The sequence below is a fragment of the Arthrobacter sp. zg.Y820 genome, assembly GCF_030125555.1.
Taxonomy (GTDB): Bacteria; Actinomycetota; Actinomycetes; order Actinomycetales; family Micrococcaceae; genus Arthrobacter_B.
In genome coordinates this window covers 49,956-69,162 of the sequence record NZ_JASKLX010000005.1, presented here as the reverse complement: position 1 = coordinate 69,162, position 19,207 = coordinate 49,956, and the positions used below count along the sequence as shown (strand labels likewise).

Sequence of the window (19,207 nt, the reverse complement as noted above, 5' to 3'; positions counted from 1 at the left end):
CACACCGGTGTGTTCCGGGGCACCCATGCCGGCCGTGCTGCCGGCCGCGGACAGGCGGGGTCCGGCTCCCCGGAAACTGCGTCGATCTGAGACAATCTAGGCATCATGGTCCGTGCTCCCCGTCTCGCGATACCGCGGGAAATCAAAGTCCTCATTGCCGCCGCTTTCGTGATCGCCCTGGGCTTCGGCCTCGTGGCGCCGGTGCTGCCGCAGTTCGCCCAAAGCTTCAACGTTGGCGTTGCCGCTTCCTCAGTCATCGTCAGCGCCTTCGCCTTCACCCGGCTGGTCTTCGCGCCGGCGGGCGGTGCGCTGCTGGAGAAGTTCGGCGAGCGCCCCGTCTACATCGCCGGACTGCTGATCGTTGCCGTCTCCACTGCCGCGTGCGCGTTTGCCGGCAGTTACTGGCAGCTGCTGATCTTCCGCGGCCTCGGCGGCATCGGATCCACCATGTTCACCATTTCGGCCATGGCCCTGATCATCCGCCTGGCCAAGCCCGCCGTCCGCGGCCGGGTGTCCAGCGCCTATGCTTCATCCTTCCTGCTGGGCAACATCGCCGGACCACTGGCCGGCGGGCTGCTGGCCGGGTTCGGCCTGCGCGTGCCGTTCCTCGTTTATGCGGGCGCGCTGGTGGTGGCGGCCGCCGTCGTCGCCATCCACCTCAAGGACGCGCGGCTGGAGAACGGCGGAACGAAGCCCGTCCCCCGTCCGGTCCTGACCGTCCGCGAAGCGCTGGGGGACTCCGCCTACCGGGCCGCGCTGGCCTCGAGCTTCGCCAACGGCTGGTCCTCCTTCGGCGTGCGCAACTCGCTGCTGCCCCTGTTCGCCGCGGCCGCCCTCACCGCCGGACCCGAAATCGCCGGGATCTCGCTGACCGCGTTCGCCGCCGGCACCGCCGTGGTGCTGACCTTCTCCGGGCGGCTGGCGGACAGCTGGGGGCGGCGGCCGCTGGTGCTCACCGGGCTGGCCGTCAACGCGCTGGCGACCGCGGCGATCGGGTTCAGCACCAACATCCCGATGTTCCTGGTGGTTTCCGCCATCGCGGGCATGGGCACCGGGCTCCTGAACCCGGCCCAGCAGGCCGCCGTCGCCGACGTCGTGGGCAACGACCGCAGCGGCGGAAAGGTCCTGGCGACGTTCCAGATGGCCAGCGACAGCGGTGCGATTGTCGGGCCCATCCTGGCCGGACTGCTGGCCGACCACCTGGGCTACAACTGGGCGTTCGGCGTCACCGGAGCCATCGTCATCATGGCGTGCTTCGCCTGGATCGGTGCGCGCGAAACGCTCGAACGGCCGGCCAGCGCACCCGCGGCCACGGTCCCGCCGGAAACGTCCCCGGATGCACCGGCCGCTGCACAACCTGCGCCCGGTGCGCCTGCGGCTCCCACCCGCACTACGATCGAGGAATGAAGCCTTTCCTGCTGCTGGCCTCCCGGGCCGAAGACGACGCCGCCGACGAAGAGTACGAAGCCTTCCTGCGCTTCGGGAACCTGGCGCCGGAGCAGCTGCACCGCGTCCGGCTCGAGGCCGGTCCCCTGCCCCGGATCGATCTGGAGGAGTACAGCGGGATTTTTGTCAGCGGCAGCCCGTTCAACGCCAGCGATCCGGAGAGCACCAAGTCGGCACTGCAGCTGCGTGTGGAGAGCGAGCTGGGCGCACTGCTCGACGACATCGTGGAGCGGGATTTTCCGTTCCTGGGCGCCTGCTACGGAGTGGGGACGCTGGGCCGGCACCAGGGCGCAACGGTGGACCGCCAGTTCGGCGAACCGGTCAGTGCCGTGGACATCAAGCTCACCGCTGAAGGGCGCCTGGATCCGCTGCTCGAGGGAGTTCCGGATTCCTTCACGGCGTTTGTCGGCCACCGCGAGGCCGTTTCGGCGCTGCCCCCTAAGGCGGTGAACCTGGCCGGCTCATCGTCCTGCCCGGTCCAGATGTTCCGGATCCGGGAGAACCTCTACGCCACGCAGTTCCATCCCGAGCTGGATGTTCCCGGGCTGCTGACCCGCATCACCGTCTACAAGGACGCCGGGTACTTCCCTCCCGAGGAAGCGGACAACGTCAGGGCCTCGGTGCGCGGGGTTCAGGTCAGCGTTCCGCCGCTGATCCTGCGCAACTTCGTGCTCCGCTACGCCCGCTGAGCCGGCGCTGAACCGGCGCTGAGCGGCAAGTCCCGTCCTAAGCGGCAGGCCCGGAGGCCTTGTCCAGCCGCTGGCTGATCACGGTGGAGACGCCGTCGCCCTGCATCGTGACCCCGTACAGCGCGTCGGCCACCTCCATGGTCCGCTTCTGGTGCGTGATCACGATCAGCTGGCTGGATTCCTTCAGCTCCTCGAAAATGGTGATCAGCCGCCCGAGGTTGGTGTCGTCCAGGGCTGCTTCCACCTCGTCCATCACGTAGAACGGCGAGGGCCGGGCCTTGAAGATGGCCACCAGCAGGGCCACCGCCGTCAGCGACCTTTCCCCGCCGGAGAGCAGCGACAGGCGCTTGATTTTCTTGCCCGCAGGCCGGGCCTGGATCTCGATGCCGGTGGTGAGCATGTTGTCCGGATCGGTGAGCACCAGCCGGCCCTCTCCGCCCGGGAACAGCGTGGCGAAGACGCGTTCGAACTGCACGGCAGTGTCCCGGTACGCCGCGCTGAAGACCTGCTCCACCTGCCGGTCCACATCCTTGATGATGTCCAGCAGATCGCGGCGGGTCGCCTTCAGATCCTCCAGCTGGGTGCTGAGGAAGGTGTGCCGTTCCTCCAGCGCCGCGAACTCCTCCAGGGCCAGCGGGTTGACCCGGCCCAGCGCGGCCAGGTCCCGCTCCGCCTGCTTCAGCCGCTTTTCCTGCGCCGCGCGGTGGTAGGGCACTCCGGCCAGGAGCGGATTCCCGGCGTCGTCCACCGGAACATGCAGCGCGTCCCATTTGTCGCCGACGGCTGCCCCCTCGGCCGGAACGGGCACCGGGACCGGCTGGTCGGGGCCGAACTCCGCCACCAGATGATCCGGGGTCAGTCCCAGTTCCTCAACGGCCCGGGTCTCCAGCGCCTCGACGCGCAGCTGCTGCTGGGCCCGCATCAGTTCATCGCGGTGCACCGAATCGGTGAGCCGGGCCACCTCGGCGCCGGCATCGGCCGCGGTGGTGCGGACAGCGGCCAGCTCCGCATCCCAGGCGGTGCGCACCGCCTCGGCATGGTCGCGCTCGGCAGCAGCCGCCTCGAGCGACACCTCCAGGAACCGCAGCGCCTCGCGGGCGGCGGAGGCAACAGCCGTGGCCTTCGCGGCCTGCAGGGCACGACGTCGGGCGCGCACCTCAGCGGCGGCGCGGGCCCGCCGTTCGCTTTCCGCCGCCCGTTCCAGTCCGGCGGCCCGGCCGGCCACCGCCTTGTGCTGTTCCTCGGCGGTGCGCAGGGCGAGCCGGGCGTCAGTTTCCGCCCGGCGGGCGGAGGCGGCAGCGAGCGCCAGCGCCTCGCGCTGTTCCGTTGACGGTTCGTCCTCCACCGGGGCCTCGGTGGCAGCGGCCAACCGGGCGGCGGCGGCGGCCAGCGCTTCCTGCTCAGCGGCAAGATTGCCCTCGGCCGCGTGCACCAGCCGCTGCAGGCGTTCGGATTCGCCGACGGCGGAGCGCAACGCCGAGCCGAGCGTGCCCAGCCGTTCGGCCACCGCAGCCAGCCGGGCGTCCGAGTCGTGCAGGTCCGCCAGCGCAGCATCGGTCCGCGCCTGGGCCGCGTCGCGGCGGGACACGGTTCCGGCAAGAGCGAAGCCCGCCTGTTCGGACCGGGCGGCAGCGGCGCGGATCCGCTCGTCGGTCTCGTCCACCGCGGCCTGCAGCTCCAGCAGCCCCGGCGCGGAGGCCGATCCGCCGCGGCCTTCGAAGGCGGAAAGGACCTCGCCCTCGAAGGTGACGGCTTTGAGCCCCGGGTGCGCGGAGAGCAGCTCTGCGGCGGACGCCAGGGAGTCCACGATGACCACGCCGTCCAGCAGCTCAGCGAGGGTGTGCCGCAGCGTGTCCGGCGCTTCCACCACGTCAGCGGCCCAGAGCGCGCCGTCGGCCAGGGCCGGACGGGCCCCGGCGGCCGTCGTCGTCGTCGGGCCGCCAACGCCGGCAACGCCGGCTGCCAGGACCAGGTCCACCTGCCCGCCGCCGGCCTCGCGCAGATGGGTCAGGGCGCGCACCGCGGCACCGGCGTCGGCCACCGCGACGGCGGCAGCCGCCGCGCCCAGCGCCGCCGTGACGGCACGTTCGCAGCCGGACCGGACGGTGAGCAGGGCCGCCAGCGGCGCCAGGACGCCGTCGAGCCCGGATTCGAGCAGCAGCGCGGAGCCGTCCCGGCGGTCCAACCCGACCCGCAGCGCATCCCGGCGCGCGGTGAGGGTTTCGCGTTCGCGCTCGGCTTCCTGCTTCGTCCGGCGCAGCTCCTCGAGCGCGGCCGCGGCGACGTCGAGCTCGGCCAGCGCGTCTTCGTATTCCGCGTCCAGCCCCTCCTCGCCCTCCTCAGCGCCCGCGGCTGAACTCTCCAGAGCCGTGAACTCCTGCTGGGCCTTCCGGCGCCGCTCCTCGCCTTCGGTGATGGAGGCGCGCAGCCGGCCCAGTTCCGCCTCGGCCGCATCCACCCGGGACCGGGCAGCGCCCACAGCGCCGGAGATCCGGGCCAGGCCCTCGCGCCGGTCCGCGGCGGCCCGCAGCACCGCGGCCAGCCGCTGCTCTTCGGCGGCGGCGGCGGCCTCGGCGGCGGCCCGGACCTCCTCGGCCTCCGCCAGGGCGCCGCGGCGCTCTTCGATGGTTTCCTGCAGGAGCGCGGCCTCGGTCCGGACCCGCTCCGCCTGCGCCCGCAGCCGTTCCGGGTCGGAGCCGGTAGCCTCGCGGTGTTCGGAGCTGCCCAGCAGGCGCCGTCGTTCCTCGGCCAGGGCCGCCAGCGACAGGTAGCGTTCCCGCAGCGAGGACAGCGCATACCAGGAGTCCCGGGCGGCGTTGACCCGGGGTGTGGCGGAGGCCGCGAGGCCCTCCAGCTCGGCCTGGCGGGCGCGGGCCGTGGCCAGCACCGCGGCTGCGGCGTCCCGGCGGGCCAGCAGGGCCGTCTCCTCGGCGGCGTCGCGGGCCAGGGTGCCGGTCAGGGTCACCAGGTCATCGGCGAGCAGCCGGGCCCGGGCGTCGCGGGCGTCCTGCTGCACGGTGCGGGCACGGCGCGCGACGGCGGCCTGCTTGCCCAGCGGCCCGAGCTGGCGGCGCAGTTCGGAGGTGAGGTCGGTCAGCCGGGACAGGTTGGCCTGCATGGCGTCCAGCTTGCGCACGGTTTTCTCCCGCCGGCGCCGGTGCTTGAGGATCCCCGCGGCCTCTTCGATGAAGCCGCGGCGCTCATCGGCGCCGGCGTGCAGGATCCGGTCCAGCTGGCCCTGGCCGACTATGACATGCATCTCACGCCCGAGCCCCGAATCGGAGAGCAATTCCTGAATATCGAGGAGCCTGACGGGGGCGCCGTTGATGGCGTATTCGGAGCCGCCGGACCGAAACAGGGTTCGCGAAATGGTCACTTCGGAGTATTCGATCGGCAGGGCGCCGTCGGCGTTGTCGATGGTCAGGGACACCTGGGCGCGGCCCAGCGCCGGACGCCCGCTGGTGCCGGCGAAAATGACGTCTTCCATCTTCCCGCCGCGCAGCGTCTTGGCGCCCTGCTCCCCCATCACCCAGGCCAGGGCGTCCACCACATTCGATTTTCCGGAGCCGTTCGGACCCACCACCGCGGTGACACCGGGTTCAAACTCAAACGTGGTTGCTGATGCGAAGGATTTAAATCCACGCATGGTCAGCGTCTTCAAATGCACGGGGGCCAATCTTTCCTGCAGTCGGGTGATTCCTTAAATCTACTTGGTGCCTGAGACTTAACTGCAGTACTCGCAGAGCGTAATCCCGGCTTCCGAGTCCCTTGCGTCCCACGGGGACCGTAGGATTCTCTAAGGAACAAGTGAATCAAAGACGTGGATGCAGGCTCCCCCCAGCCCGCCAGCGCGATCACTTCAGCAGGAGACAAGGCAGGCATTTTGACCGGGAACTTCAACTTCCAGCACGAAAACACGGCCCTTCTCAGCGTCACCAGCGTTGAAGCACCGGTAGTTATGACGTCAGCCCAGTTCGACGAACGGCTCGCGCCGTCGCTGAAACGGCTTCGACTCTCCAAGCGACTCCTGGAACGGGTGGCCGGAGTGAGCGAGAGGCGCTGGTGGTCCCCGGGCACCGAGTTCGACGACGCCGCGATCGAGGCGGGCGCAAAGGCCATCGCCGAAGCGGGGGTCGAGCCCTCGGAAATCGGGCTGCTGATCAACACCTCGGTCACCCGGCGGAACCTTGAGCCCTCGGTGGCGGTGAAAATCCACAACGCCCTGGGCCTGCCGTCCTCGGCCCTGAACTTCGACCTGGCCAACGCCTGCCTCGGTTTCGTCAACGGCATGACCCTGGCCGCGAACATGATCGAATCGGGCCAGATCAAGTACGCCCTGATTGTTGCCGGCGAAGACGCCCAGAGCACGCAGGAAGCCACCTTCCGCCGCCTGAACAGCCCCGATTCCACGCGTGAGGATTACCTGCGCGAGTTCGCCACCCTGACCCTGGGCTCAGGTGCCGCCGCAGCCGTCATCGGCCGCGCCGACGAAAATCCGGGCTCGCACCGCATCATCGGCGGCGTGTCCCGTGCCGGCACCGAGCACCATGAACTGTGCGTGGGCGGCGTCGACGGCATGTACACCGACACCAAGGGCCTGCTCGACGGCGGCTTGGAACTGGTCGTCAACGCCTGGGACGAGGCGCATGAGAAGGGCTGGAACTGGCGCTCCATGGACCGCTACGTCACCCACCAAGTGTCCAACTCCTACACCAACGCCATCATCAAGGCCGTGGACCTGGTCCGCGACCGGGTGCCGATCACGTTCCCGCGCTGGGGCAACGTGGGCCCGGCATCGCTGCCGATGACGCTGGCCCAGGAATCGCGCACCCTGAACCCCGGAGACCGCGTCCTGTGCATGGGCGTGGGGTCGGGACTGAACACCATGATGATGGAGATTGCCTGGTGACCGAGCTGTGGCCCGGCGTCCCGGAGTCCTGGTCTTCCCTCGTCCAGGTTCCTTCGACGGCGGCGGTTGACCGTCCCGGAACCATCCACAAGTGGCATCTGCTCGACAACGGCCCGGACCTCGCGGCCCGCGGCGTCGAGCCGGCCGGCACCCTGCTCTGCGTGCACGGCAACCCCACCTGGTCCTATCTCTGGCGCACCCTGCTCGCCGCCGGCTCCGCCGCGGACCGGCCGTGGCGCGTCGTCGCCGTCGACCAGCTGGACATGGGCTTCTCCGCCCGCACCGGCGCGTTCCGCCGGCTCGAGGACCGCATCACCGACCTCGGCGACCTCACCGCCGCGCTGGAACTGACCGGCAAGGTTGTCACTGTGGGCCATGACTGGGGCGGCCTCATTTCGCTGGGCTGGGCGCTGCGGCACCGCAGCCAGCTCTCCGGCGTCGTCCTCACCAACACCGCCGTGCACCCCGCCGGGTTCGACATTCCCCCGGCGCTGCGCCTGGCCCTGCATCCGGCCGTTCACGGCTGGGGCACGCAGACCACCGATGCCTTTATCCGCGTCACCCATGCCCTGGCCCAGCCCGCGCTGGCGAAGGACGTCCGGAGCACTTTCGCGGCTCCGTACCGCGGCGCCGACCGGCGGCAGGGCGTCGCGAACTTCGTGGCCGACATTCCGGCCGAGTCCAGCCATCCGAGCTGGCGCACCCTGAACCGGGTGGCCGAGGGCATCCGACGCCTGGACGTGCCGGCGCTGATGCTGTGGGGGCCGAAGGACCCGGTGTTCTCCGACCGCTATCTGCGGGATCTGATGGACCGCCTGCCGCAGGCCGACGTGCACCGCTTCGAAGGCGCCAGCCACCTGCTGCCCGAAGACGTGGACATCACCGCGCCGATCTTCGACTGGCTCCGCCGGGGTCCGGGCACCGGGAACTCCGAGCTGCGCAGCCGCGCTGCGGCCGGCCTGTCGGTCTTCCGGCCCATGCTGGCTGAACTGGACGAGCGCGACGGCGACAACTCGGCCGCCGTCGTCGACATGGCGCCGCTGGGCGCACCGGAGGGCAGCGCCCCGGCCACCCTGTCCTGGACCGAGCTGGCCAGCCGCGTCAACCGGCTGGCCGCCGGGCTCTCCGCCGCCGGCGTCCGCCCCGGAGACCGCGTCAACCTGCTGGTGCCGCCGGGCATTGAACTCACCTCGCTGATCTACGCCTGCCTGCGGCTGGGCGCCGTGATCGTCGTCGCCGACGCCGGGCTGGGCACCAAGGGCCTGGGCCGCGCCATCAAGGGCGCCGGACCGAAGTTCATCATCGGCATCGAACGTGCCCTGACGGGCGCCCGCATCTTCGGCTGGCCGGGCACCCGGATCAGCGTGCAGACGCTCTCCCCCGCCAAGGCCCGCCTGCTGGGAGTGACGCACTCTGTCCCCGAGCTCATCGCCGCCGGCGAGAACGCCGACGTGCCGTGGCGGCGGGAGGATCCCGACGCCGACGCCGCGGTGCTCTTCACCTCCGGCTCCACCGGACCGGCCAAGGGCGTTGTCTACACGCACCGGCAGCTCACCGCCATGCGCGATGCGCTCAAGAACACCTACAACCTGCAGGCCGGCACGTCGCTGGTGGCCGGGTTTGCACCGTTCGCGCTGCTCGGCCCGGCACTGGGCGCCACCTCCGTCACCCCCGACATGGACGTCACCTCACCCCGCACGCTGACCGCCTCGGCACTGGCGGACGCCGCTGCCGCCGTCGGCGCGACCACCGTGTTCGCGTCTCCGGCCGCCCTGGTCAACGTGCTGGCGACTTCCGGGGAGCTGGATCCGGACCAGCGCAAGGCCCTGGCCCGGGTGGAGCTGCTGCTCTCGGCCGGCGCGCCGATTCCGGAGCCGCTGCTGGCCCGGGTCTCCGCCCTGGCACCCAATGCGGAACTGCACACCCCCTACGGCATGACCGAGGCCCTGCCGATCACCGACATCAGCCTGGACGGCATTCGGGCCGCGGGTGCCGGCAACGGCGTCTGCGTCGGCACCCCGGTCTCCGGCGCCCTGGTGGCCATCGCCGCACTGGCACCGGACGGCAGCGTGGGCGACACCCCGCTGGACGCCCCGGGCATCACCGGTGAAATCCTGGTCTCCGCCCCGCACGTCAAGGACCGCTACGACCGGCTGTGGATCACCGAGTCCAAGAGCGCGTCGCTGCCCGGCTGGCACCGCACCGGCGATGTCGGACACCTCGACGAGCAGGGCCGGCTCTGGGTCGAAGGCCGGCTCGGGCACATCCTCACCACGCCCGACGGCGTAGTCACCCCGGTGGCCGCCGAACAGGCCGCGGAGTCCGTGGCCGGCGTCGGGCGCGCCGCCGTCGTCGGCGTCGGTCCGGCCGGAAGCCAGGTTCCGGTGGCCGTGCTGGAGCTGGAGGAACCGGTGCGACGCGCCGGCACCGCAGCCCCGGAGCTGACCGCCGCCGTGCGGGCCGCGGTGTCCGCGGATGCCGCGGCGGGTGCCGGGCTGGATCTGGCCGCCGTGCTGGTTCTGCCGGCGATGCCCACTGACATCCGGCACAACTCAAAGATTGACCGCACCGCGCTGGCGGCGTGGGCCGAGCAGATCCTGGCCGGCGGCAAGGCGCGCGTGCCCGGGATGGGCGGACGCAAGTGAAGCCCGCGGGGTCGTCGGAAGCTGCGCGGCGCGTCCTGGTAACCGGCGCCAGCGGGCTGCTCGGCGGCGCCGTCGCGCGGCTGCTGGCCGAAAAGGGCCACACCGTCCGCACGCTGCAGCGCACTCCGCTGTCCCCGTCCGGTCCCTCCTCAGCGGGTTCGGCGCCCGAGTCGATCGCCGGCTCCGTCTCCGACCCCGACGCCGCAGCCCGCGCCGTCGATGGGATGGACGCCGTCGTGCACCTGGCCGCGAAAGTGTCCTTCACCGGCGCGTGGCAGGACTTCGTGGACACCAACATCACCGGCACCCGCACCCTGATCAATGCGGCTCGGGCAGCCGGCGTCCGGGACTTCGTCTTTGTCTCCTCGCCCTCGGTGGCGCACTTCGGCGAGCCGATCGCCGGAGCCGATGCCGGCACCGCGGATCCGGACCGGGCCCGCGGTTTCTACGCCCGGTCCAAGGCAGCCGCCGAGCTGCTCGCCCTGGCGGAGGACTCCCCCGGGTTCCGGGTCGGTGCGATCCGTCCGCACATTGTCTGGGGCCCCGGCGACACCCAGCTCGTGGAGCGGGTGATCGACCGCGCCCGGGCCGGCCGGCTGCCGCTGCTCGACGGCGGCACCGCCCTGATCGACACCACCTACATCGTCAATGCCGCGGCGGCCATTGTCCGCGGGCTGGAGCGGATGGATTACGCCCACGGGCAGGCCTTGGTGGTCACCAACGGCCAGCCGCGTCCGGTCGGTGAGCTGATCGCCGGCATCTGCACCGCCGCCGGCGTCTCCGCTCCGGCCTGGGGTGTGCCCGGTTGGTTGGCCCGCGGCGCCGGCTCGGTGATCGAGCGGGCCTGGCTGTCCGCCGGAAGCCGCGGCCTGGTGCACGACGAACCGCCCATGACCCGGTTCCTGGCCGAGCAGCTGTCCACCTCCCACTGGTTCGACCAGCGCCGCACCCGCGAAGTGCTGGACTGGACGCCGGAGGTTACGGTGGAGGACGGCATGCGCCGGCTCGCCGCCCACTACGGCGGAACCGCGGCCTAGCAGCCGCGTCGTCACCGTCGGTTTTGTTACCGCCGAGTTAGTCACCGTCGATTTCGTTACCGCCGATTCACAGCAGAGGAACTCCCATGGACAGCGTCAAGGTTATCGAGAACTGGCCGGTGGAGCATGCCTCCGCCGCCGTCGTGCTGGCGGACGGCAGTGTGGCCGGAACGCACGGCGACGTTGAGCGGCGCTATCCGCTGGCTTCGGTGACCAAGCTCCTGACGGCGTACAGCATGCTGGTTGCGCTGGATGAGGGGGCGCTGGAACTGGATCAGCCGGCCGGGCCCGAGGGATCGACGGTGCGGCACCTGCTGGCGCACAGCGCCGGCTACGACTTTGCCGAACGCACCGTCCGCTACGCCCCGGGCACCCGGCGGCTGTACTCCAACGCCGGATTCGAGGTGCTCGGCGAAACCTTGGAGGAGGCCACCGGCATTTCCATGGCTGACTACCTGCACGACGGCGTCCTCGCTCCCCTGGGGATGAACTCCACCGCATTGGAGGGTTCGCCGGCCGCCGGCGCGGTGTCGACGGTGGCTGACCTCGGCCGTTTCGCCGCGGAGCTGCAGCAGCCGGTGCTCACCGCACCGGGCCGGCTGGCCGAAGCAACGACGGTGGTGTTCCCCGGCCTGGCCGGCGTGCTTCCCGGCTTCGGCCGGCAGAAGGAGAACGACTGGGGGCTGGGCTTCGAAATCCGCAACTCCAAGTCTCCGCACTGGACCGGAGCCAACAGCTCGCCGCGCACCTTCGGGCACTTCGGCCAGTCCGGAACGTTCCTGTGGGTCGATCCCGACGCCGGCGCTGCGGCAGTGGCCCTGACCGACCGCGACTTTGGGCCCTGGGCTGCCGAGGTCTGGCCGCCGTTCACCGACGGCGTGCTCGCGGAGCTCCGCGGCGCGTAACCTATGCCGCCGGAGCTGCACACTCGGTCCCGCCACAACGCCGATAGCGCACGTATGGCGGGTTCCAGGGCGACACCCCGGCCGAAAGTGCACATATGGCGGGATCCAGCCGGAAATAGCCGCCAAAGCTGCACTCTCGGTGCAGCCCATGCCCACCTAAGCCACCGGAGCTGCACACTCGGGCAACCAGCGGCCAGCCGGCGAAGCGCACAGCAACCCCGCGCACCAAACCCCGCACGCCAACACGCACTCGGCGCAAGCAAGAGACCGAGACGAATCCCCTACCAGCGGCCGTTGCGCGGCCGCGGCTGGCACACCGGACAGCTGTACGAGGAGCGGTTCATGAAGGAATCGCGCCGGATCAGGGTGGAGAGCCCGACGGCGGCGCAGCGCGGACACGGTTCGCCCTCCCGGCCGTAGGCATTCAGTGACCGGGAGAAGTATCCCGAGGCGCCGTTGACGTTGACGTACAGGGAGTCGAAGCTGGTGCCGCCGGCGGCCAGGGCGCGGGTCATGACGTCGCGGGCGGACTCAACCAGGCGCAGGGCGTCGGACCGGCGCATGGTTTCTGCCGGGCGGGCGAAATGCAGCTTGGCAGCCCAGAGCGCCTCGTCGGCGTAAATGTTCCCGACGCCGGAGATCAGCCCCTGGTCCAGCAGAGCACGCTTGATGCCGGTGCGGCGTTTGCGCAGCCGGACATAAAACTCGTCGAAGGAGAACGCCGGGTCCAGCGGATCGCGGGCAATGTGCGCGGCTTCCTCCGGGACCAGCGGCAGCCCGGTTTCCGAGAGTCCGCCGGGGGCGCCGTCGGGCGTCGGGCGCAGATCGGTGAGGAAAACGCCGCCGAAAATGCGCTGGTCCACAAACCGCAGCTCCGCGGGCATCGGCGTTCCGTCTGCGGAAACGGCAGGGCTGAGCGTGAGGCGGACCTTGAGGTGTTTCTCGTCGGGCAGGTGCGGATCTTCCATCAGCAGCTGCCCGCTCATGCCCAGGTGGGCCATCAGCGCGAGCCGGGGAACGACGTCGTCGGCTGAGGAGATGGAGCGCGCACCGGCCGCCGGCGAAGCGGAGGAGGAAGCGGACGGAACGGAGGAAGACTCCACCAGCGGCAGCCAGAGGAACTTGCCGCGGCGCGCCACGTCGGTGACCACGGCGCCTTCGAGGTTGCCGCGCAGGTCCTCGGGTCCGGCAGCGTGGCGCCGCACGGAGCGGGGATCGAGGATTTCGACGCCGGTGATGGTCCGGCCGCGGACCCATAAGGCCAGTCCGCGGCGGACCACTTCCACTTCGGGCAGTTCGGGCACGGAGCTAGGCTCCGGCGGCCGCGGAGCTGCCGGTGGGGCGCACCATCTTCCAGGTCGCGGCGGCAGCTTCCTGCTCCGCTTCCTTCTTGGAGTGTCCGGTGCCGGTGCCGTAGGGCTTGTCGCCGATGTGAAGCACGGCAACGAAGCTGCGGGAATGATCGGGGCCGGAGCCGGTGACCTTGTATTCTATGTCGCCGAGCTTTCGGCTGGCCGCGATCTCCTGGATGCTGGTTTTCCAGTCGGTGCCGGCGCCCAGGGCGTCGGCGTTGCGCAGCAGCGGCCCGATCAGTCGCATCACCATGGCCCGGGCGGTTTCAATCCCGTGGCAGAGGTAGACGGCGCCGATCAGGGCTTCGGTGGTGTCCGCGAGGATCGAGGACTTGTCCCGGCCCTTGGTGAGTTTCTCACCCTGGCCGAGCAGAATGTACTGGCCCAGTTCCAGTTCGCGGGCCACGCCGGCCAACGCGCGGGTGCTGACGACGGCGGACCGGCGCTTGGCCAGTTCGCCCTCGGACAGTTCCGGGTTGTCCCGGTACAGCGCATCCGTGACGGAAAAGCCCAGGATGGAGTCACCCAGGAACTCAAGGCGTTCGTTCGTGGGGATGCCGCCCTGCTCGTAAGCGTAGGAGCGGTGCGTTAGGGCAAGACGAAGCGTCCCGGCGTCGATATCGACACCGAGACGCTTCAGAAGCTCTTCAGTATTCTTCACTTTTTGGTTTTGACCCGAAAAGCAGCATTCATTTTCCTGTCCGGCACGCCGTGCAGGAAAGGAACACTGATTTAGACGTCCGCTACCTTGCGGCCCTTGTATTCAAGGAACAGCGCGGTACCAGCTGAGTCGGTCACGACCTTGGCCTGGTGAGGCAGGCTGTAGGTAACGCGGCCGTTTTCAACGGTTTTCACCAGGTTGGGGGCAGTTGCCTTCCACTGGGACCGGCGTGCACGCGTATTCGAGCGGGACATTTTCCGCTTGGGAACAGCCACGACTAACTCTCTTCTCTCTCGTCTGACTCTGTACTTGTTGCCGCAGAATTGTCTGCGACGCTGCCAGCCAGCCCGGAGAGGGCTGCCCAGCGAGGATCCACTGTTTGGTGGTGGTGACCCGGATCCTCCTCAAGGCGCGCTCCGCATTCGGAGCAAAGGCCTTCGCAGTCCTCCCGGCACACCGGCTGGAACGGCAGGGTGGTGACCACTGCGTCCCGCAAAACCGGCTCAAGATCGATGACATCTCGCTCGATCCGGTGTTGCTCTTCTTCCTCTTCTGTTCCGAAAGACTCAGCGTCCTCGTAGTAGAAGAGTTCCTGCACATCGACTTCTTCGTCGTACGCGATGGGCTTCAGGCACCGTCCGCATTCTCCCTGAACAGGAGCGATGACGGTTCCGGATACCAAAATCCCCTCGTGCACGGCTTCGAACCTCAGGTCCAGATCGAGATCTGTTCCTTCCGGCACGCCGATAAGCGCAACACCGAAGTCCTTCGGTGCCGGAACATGTTCCTGCATTGTCCGCATAACACCCGGGCTGCGCCCGAGATCCTTGACGCTGATGGCCAAGGGCGACGAACCCGGATAAATCCGCGACTGAACGCTAATGAGAACTCCTGTAGAACATAGACCGACATATCATCTTAGCCTGATACGGCCGATTCTCTCAAACTGCGCCGCACCTTCCCTCAGATCGAGGCAGGGCACGGGCTGCTCATTCCAGTTTACAGGCCGCAGCGCCGGAGGTTTACCGAACGGCCCCTTCAGCGCGCATAAACTGTCAGGATGCTTCCCTCTCTCCGCGCCCTGCCGCACCGCCTGGTGGTCCGGCTCCAGCGCGGAGTGCCGCGCCGCGTGGACGTGGCCGTCACCGTCTTTTTCTCCGCGCTGCTGATCTGGCTCTTCGCTGCGGTCAACCTCTTTTATTACCCGCAGGTGCACGAGCCGGCGCAGGCCGACGCCGTAGTGGTGCTCGCCGGGGCCGCTGCGGAGCGCCTGCCGGTGGGCCGGGAGCTGGCGGCCGAGGGGTACGCCCCCGAGCTGGTGCTTTCCAGCACCGATACCCGCGGCAACCTGATCACCGATCTGTACTGCGACTACACCGCCGGCGACACCGTCAGCGAGGATCCCGCCAGTGCGGCGGTGACCTGCTTCTTTCCGGAACCGATGACCACCCGCGGCGAGGCGCGCACCATTGCGCGGCTGGCCGCCGACAACGGCTGGGACAACCTGATTGTGGTCACCTCCCGCTATCACCTGCTGCGCTCGGAAACCAACATCAGCCAGTGCACGACGGCGAACCTCACCATGGTGCCCTCCGATCCCGAACTTTCCCCCGGGCAGTGGCTGGGCAGGTTTGCCGAGGAGACCGGCGGGCTCGCCGCCGCGGTGCTGCGGCCCACCTGCGCGAGCAGGATTTAGCGCCGGCTCAGCGGCGACTCAGCGCTGAAGCACCGGCAGCGGAAACGCCTCCAGCAACGCGTCCAGCGCGATCTGCAGCCGCGGAAGCGTTGCGGTGCGGGCCAGCTGCACCGGGTCCAGCGTGCGCGCCTGTGCCGCGGTGATGCTGACGGCCGACACCGCCGCTGCCTCCAGGGTGGTGAAGAAGTCCCGGAACTTGAACGTGTCCCCGGCAATCACGGCATCCTCGATCCGCACCCAGACCCACGGCACCCCGTAGGCCTGGGCCACGATGATTCCGTGCAGCGAGCTGGAAATGCAGGCCCGGGCGCCGGCCACTTCCCGCACCACCTGTTCCAGACCCTGGCGGGCATCCACGACGTGGACCCGGTCCTCCCCCGGCCCGCCGCGGTTGTCGGAATCCCCGAGGAGCCCGCGGTGATCGAGGTGCGGCAGCACCGCCACCTTGCCCTGGGACGGCTGGCCGTCCGGGACCGGCAGGAAGCGCGGCAGCAGCAGAGCAGGGTCGCCGTAGATTTCCGGCACGCTCCAGCCCAGCTGCGAGCGCAGCTCTGCGCCGGTAAGCTCTCCGCGCACCGCGTGGATCCGGATACCGCGCAGTCCCGCCAGGCGCTCCGCAGCGGCCGGGGCCAGCGGCGCCATCAGGCCCGCGCCCCACACCCGGGTGCCGTCCTGCTCCAGCCAGCCGGCGGTCGAGCCGACGGCCACCAGCGGAGGGTCGGCAAGGTTTCGCCTCCAGCCGTTGACCGGGGTCCTCCCGGTCAGCCTGCGCACCAGCCAGGGCCCGACGGCGTCGCCGAAGTTGGCGCGTTCATCCCACCAGAGCAGGTTCACGCAGTTCTCCGGAACCTCCCTGCCGCCGGCGGCGACCGCCGCAGCCGGCGCCAGCAGCCCGGGCAGCCGTCGTCGCACATCCTCGACCGCAGCCCGTTGCTGCTCCGCCGGCGCGCCGGGTGGCAGGCGGTGCAGCAGGTGCCGTTCGGTGCCCGGTCCGGGAGTTGTCTCCCCAGGTGCGCCCGTCGTCGTGTCCAGGCGAATCAGGTCCGCGTGCCCGATCAGGGCGCTGCGCAGCAGGACCGCTTCCGGCGCCGACTCCGGGTCGCATCCGTCCGCGGCATTAGCGGCATCAGCGGCCCGCACCGACACCGCACTTCCGGAGCCGCTGCCGTCCCGCACCAGTTCAACGGCAAAGCGGTAACCGCCCGTCTCGACGATTTCCCCGGATAGGTCCCTCGGCACGGGTTAGGCCCCTTGGGCCTGCTGCAGCCGCCGGTAAGCGGCGCGGGGCACCAGTTCGTTGACGTCGCCGCCGAGCGCCGAAACTTCCTTGATCAGGGTGGAGGACAGGTGCGTGTAGCGGCTTTCGGCCGGCAGGAACACGGTTTCGACGCCGGTGAGGTGACGGTTCATGACGGCCATCGGCAGTTCGTACTGGTAGTCCTGAACCGAGCGCAGGCCCTTCACGATGGCGTCCACGCCGTGCTCGCGGCAGAAATCGGCCAAGAGTCCGTCGCCCATCGGCAGCACTGAGACTCCGCGCAGGGCACCCAGGGTTTCCCGGGCCATGGCCAGGCGTTCCGGGCCGGAAAACTGGTACTTCTTGGCGTAGTTGGTGGACACCGCCACGATCACTTCATCAAAGAGACTGGCCGCACGCGCGATCACCTCTACGTGTCCGTTGTGGATGGGGTCATAGGATCCGGGGCATACAGCGCGTCGCATAGGTCGAATCTACCCGGTCAAAGCGGGTAATACTGGAAGACATGAGCTCTCCCTCCCCCACACCGCTGTTACGTTCCGACTCCGCCGGTGGAACTCCGCCCTGGCAGCGCACCGCCGCGGGCGCCAATCTGCTGGGCACAGACGGAGCACTGGGGGTGACCATCTTCGAGGAAATCACCGTCCTGTCCGGCCGGCACTCCGCCATCAACCTGGGCCAGGGATTCCCCGACGAGGACGGCCCGGCCGAGGTTCTGGAGGCCGCCCGCGCCGCCATTCTCGACGGCAAGAACCAGTACGCGCCGGGACAGGGACTGCCGGTGCTGCGCAACGCCGTCGCCGCCCATCAGGAGCGCTTCTACGGGCTGCATCTGGACCCGGACACCCAGATCATCGTCACCACCGGCGCCACCGAAGCCATTGCGGCCACGCTGCTGGCGCTCACCGGTCCCGGCGACGAGGTGCTGACCTTCGAGCCGTTCTACGACTCCTACGGCGCGGTGATCGGGCTCAGCGGAGCCACCCACACCACCGCCGCGCTGCTGGCCCCGGACTTCCAGCCGGATCTCGCCACGCTGGAGGAGTCCTTTTCCGAGCGCACCCGGGTGGTGCTGGTCAACAACCCGCACAATCCCACCGGCGCCGTGTTCCCGGCCGCAACGCTGCAGCGGATCGTGGAGCTGGCCGCCAAGTACAACGCGGTGATCGTGACCGACGAGGTCTACGAACACCTCACCTTCGGCCCGCGGCACGTTCCCGTGGCCACCCTCCCCGGAGCCGCGGAGCGCACCCTGACGATTTCCTCGGCGGGCAAGACATTCTCCTTCACCGGCTGGAAAATCGGCTGGCTCTCCGGGCCCGCCGAGCTGGTCGCCGCGGTGCGGGCGGTGAAGTCCTTCCTCAGCTACAGCTCCGGCACCCCGTTCCAGGGCGCCATTGCCCTCGGGCTGGGGCTGGAGGATGCGTTCTTCACCGGCATCGCCGCAACCCTGCAGGCCAAGCGCGACGTCCTCAGCGCCGGGCTGCGCGCCGCCGGCCTGACCGTCTTTGAGCCGCAGGGCACCTACTTCGTGAACGCCGACGTCGCACCCCTGGGCATCACCGACGCCACCGCGCTGGCCCGCCGGCTGCCCGAACTGGTGGGGGTGGGCGCCATCCCCGTGGCGATGTTCTGCCACGAGGACGGCGCCCGCCGGACCCGGACCCTGCTCCGCTTTGCCTTCTGCAAGAAAACCGAAGTGCTGCAGGAAGCGGCCGAACGCATTTCCAAGCTGGGACAGGTGCTCTGATGGCCGGGAAGACGACGAGCAACCGATCGAACAACAGCGGCCGCACACCCTCGAGGCTGCTGCGCGGCATCGGCGCCCATGCCACCATCACCGGGGACGGCTTCAGCCCCGGTGCCTGGGTGCTGAGCATCGGAGGGGCCGAGCAGTCGCACGTGAACCTGGCGCATCCGGAGGAGATCTTCTACGAGTATCTGCGCCGGATCGGCAACGTGCTGGACCTGGCCGCGCCCGCGGGGCAGCCGCTGCGGGCCCTGCATCTGGGCGCCGGCGCGCTGACCCTCACCCGGTATCTGCAGGCCACCCGGCCCGGCTCCGAGCAGCACGCCGTGGAACTGGAGCGGGAACTGTTGGACTTTGTCCTGGCGCATCTGCCGCTGCCCGAGGGCACCGTGCTGGAGACGGTCATTGGTGATGCCCGCGAGGCGCTCTCGCGCTATGAACCCGGCTCCTTCGACGCCATTGTGCTCGATGTCTTCGCCGGCGCCGATGCTCCGGAGCACCTGACCACGCCGGAGTTCTACGCCGAGGCCGCGGCCCTGCTCTCCCCCGCCGGAGTGCTGCTGGTGAATGTGGGCGACGACCCCGGGCTGGCGTTCTGCCGGGGGCAGGTCCGCGCCGTGCGGGAAGGGCTGGCCGGAATTCCCGGCGCGGGTTTCGCGGCGCTGGGGCCGAAGTCCATGTTCACCGGCCGCTATCCGGGCAACATTGTGCTCGCCGCGACAGCCTTCCCCTGGCCCGAGGAGTGGACGGCCCAGCTGCTGGCGGCTGGTCCGCATCCGGCGGACGTCCTGACCGGTGAGCGGCTGGATGTCTTCGCTTCGGGCCGCTAGCCGGACTTCGACGCCGCGGGCCGTCGCCA

General features: G+C 69.8%; 16 protein-coding genes. 9 read left to right on the top strand and 7 right to left on the bottom strand.

The features are described from left to right. Nucleotides 1-105: 105 nt before the first annotated feature. The gene (locus QNN99_RS05070; protein ID WP_229965340.1) at nucleotides 106-1,407 is read left to right on the top strand and encodes an MFS transporter; all 1,302 of its coding nucleotides are present in this window, start codon (nucleotides 106-108) and stop codon (nucleotides 1,405-1,407) included. Beyond that, nucleotides 1,404-2,135, top strand: coding sequence for a glutamine amidotransferase (locus QNN99_RS05065; RefSeq protein WP_229965339.1), 732 nt, complete (start codon nucleotides 1,404-1,406; stop codon nucleotides 2,133-2,135). The genes QNN99_RS05070 and QNN99_RS05065 overlap by 4 nt, the downstream gene beginning before the upstream one ends. 37 nt (nucleotides 2,136-2,172) lie before the next feature. On the opposite strand, the gene smc is transcribed toward QNN99_RS05065, so the two are convergent. After that, entirely contained in the window at nucleotides 2,173-5,802 is a 3,630-nt protein-coding gene (smc, locus tag QNN99_RS05060; RefSeq protein WP_229965338.1) for a chromosome segregation protein SMC, read from the bottom strand. A 216-nt stretch (nucleotides 5,803-6,018) separates the two neighbouring features. Here smc and QNN99_RS05055 point away from each other — a divergent pair, with 216 nt between their 5' ends. The 4 genes from QNN99_RS05055 to QNN99_RS05040 all read left to right on the top strand — a co-directional run bounded on the left by QNN99_RS05055 (nucleotide 6,019) and on the right by QNN99_RS05040 (nucleotide 11,631). Continuing rightward, a complete protein-coding gene (locus QNN99_RS05055; protein WP_229965337.1) occupies nucleotides 6,019-7,044 on the top strand; it encodes a 3-oxoacyl-ACP synthase III in 1,026 nt (341 codons plus the stop codon). Next, nucleotides 7,038-9,689, top strand: coding sequence for an alpha/beta fold hydrolase (locus QNN99_RS05050; protein WP_229965366.1), 2,652 nt, complete (start codon nucleotides 7,038-7,040; stop codon nucleotides 9,687-9,689). Before QNN99_RS05055 ends, QNN99_RS05050 begins: the two co-directional genes overlap by 7 nt. Continuing rightward, entirely contained in the window at nucleotides 9,686-10,726 is a 1,041-nt protein-coding gene (locus QNN99_RS05045; RefSeq protein ID WP_229965336.1) for an NAD-dependent epimerase/dehydratase family protein, read from the top strand. The genes QNN99_RS05050 and QNN99_RS05045 overlap by 4 nt, the downstream gene beginning before the upstream one ends. Before the next feature lie 86 nt (nucleotides 10,727-10,812). Next, complete coding sequence (locus QNN99_RS05040; RefSeq protein WP_229965335.1) at nucleotides 10,813-11,631, top strand: serine hydrolase domain-containing protein; 819 nt, start codon at nucleotides 10,813-10,815, stop codon at nucleotides 11,629-11,631. 281 nt (nucleotides 11,632-11,912) lie between these two features. Here QNN99_RS05040 and mutM read toward each other — a convergent pair whose 3' ends face one another. The 4 genes from mutM to QNN99_RS05020 form a co-directional block, all read right to left on the bottom strand. Beyond that, on the bottom strand, nucleotides 11,913-12,935 hold the full coding sequence (gene mutM, locus QNN99_RS05035; protein ID WP_229965334.1) for a bifunctional DNA-formamidopyrimidine glycosylase/DNA-(apurinic or apyrimidinic site) lyase: 1,023 nt from the start codon (nucleotides 12,933-12,935) through the stop codon (nucleotides 11,913-11,915). 4 nt (nucleotides 12,936-12,939) lie between these two features. Then, complete coding sequence (gene rnc, locus QNN99_RS05030) at nucleotides 12,940-13,644, bottom strand: ribonuclease III (protein WP_229965333.1); 705 nt, start codon at nucleotides 13,642-13,644, stop codon at nucleotides 12,940-12,942. A 71-nt stretch (nucleotides 13,645-13,715) separates the two neighbouring features. After that, nucleotides 13,716-13,919: a 50S ribosomal protein L32 gene (gene rpmF, locus QNN99_RS05025; RefSeq protein ID WP_055240805.1), complete on the bottom strand. Its 204-nt coding sequence runs from the start codon at nucleotides 13,917-13,919 to the stop codon at nucleotides 13,716-13,718. Between the two features lie 2 nt (nucleotides 13,920-13,921). Next, nucleotides 13,922-14,488 carry a YceD family protein gene (locus QNN99_RS05020; RefSeq protein ID WP_229965332.1) on the bottom strand — a complete coding sequence of 189 codons (567 nt, stop codon included), beginning with the start codon at nucleotides 14,486-14,488 and terminating at the stop codon, nucleotides 13,922-13,924. 216 nt (nucleotides 14,489-14,704) lie between these two features. On the opposite strand from QNN99_RS05020, the gene QNN99_RS05015 reads away from it, so the two are divergent. Further along, on the top strand, nucleotides 14,705-15,340 hold the full coding sequence (locus tag QNN99_RS05015) for a YdcF family protein (protein WP_229965331.1): 636 nt from the start codon (nucleotides 14,705-14,707) through the stop codon (nucleotides 15,338-15,340). Nucleotides 15,341-15,358: 18 nt separating this feature from the next. On the opposite strand, the gene QNN99_RS05010 is transcribed toward QNN99_RS05015, so the two are convergent. Continuing rightward, complete coding sequence (locus tag QNN99_RS05010; protein WP_229965330.1) at nucleotides 15,359-16,579, bottom strand: polysaccharide pyruvyl transferase family protein; 1,221 nt, start codon at nucleotides 16,577-16,579, stop codon at nucleotides 15,359-15,361. A 3-nt stretch (nucleotides 16,580-16,582) separates the two neighbouring features. After that, nucleotides 16,583-17,062 carry a pantetheine-phosphate adenylyltransferase gene (gene coaD, locus QNN99_RS05005; protein ID WP_229965329.1) on the bottom strand — a complete coding sequence of 160 codons (480 nt, stop codon included), beginning with the start codon at nucleotides 17,060-17,062 and terminating at the stop codon, nucleotides 16,583-16,585. Nucleotides 17,063-17,103: 41 nt separating this feature from the next. Here coaD and QNN99_RS05000 point away from each other — a divergent pair, with 41 nt between their 5' ends. Continuing rightward, complete coding sequence (locus tag QNN99_RS05000) at nucleotides 17,104-18,348, top strand: aminotransferase class I/II-fold pyridoxal phosphate-dependent enzyme (RefSeq protein WP_229965328.1); 1,245 nt, start codon at nucleotides 17,104-17,106, stop codon at nucleotides 18,346-18,348. After that, nucleotides 18,348-19,178, top strand: a complete 831-nt coding sequence (locus QNN99_RS04995; protein WP_229965327.1) for a spermidine synthase — start codon at nucleotides 18,348-18,350, stop codon at nucleotides 19,176-19,178. Before QNN99_RS05000 ends, QNN99_RS04995 begins: the two co-directional genes overlap by 1 nt. Nucleotides 19,179-19,207: the final 29 nt, after the last annotated feature.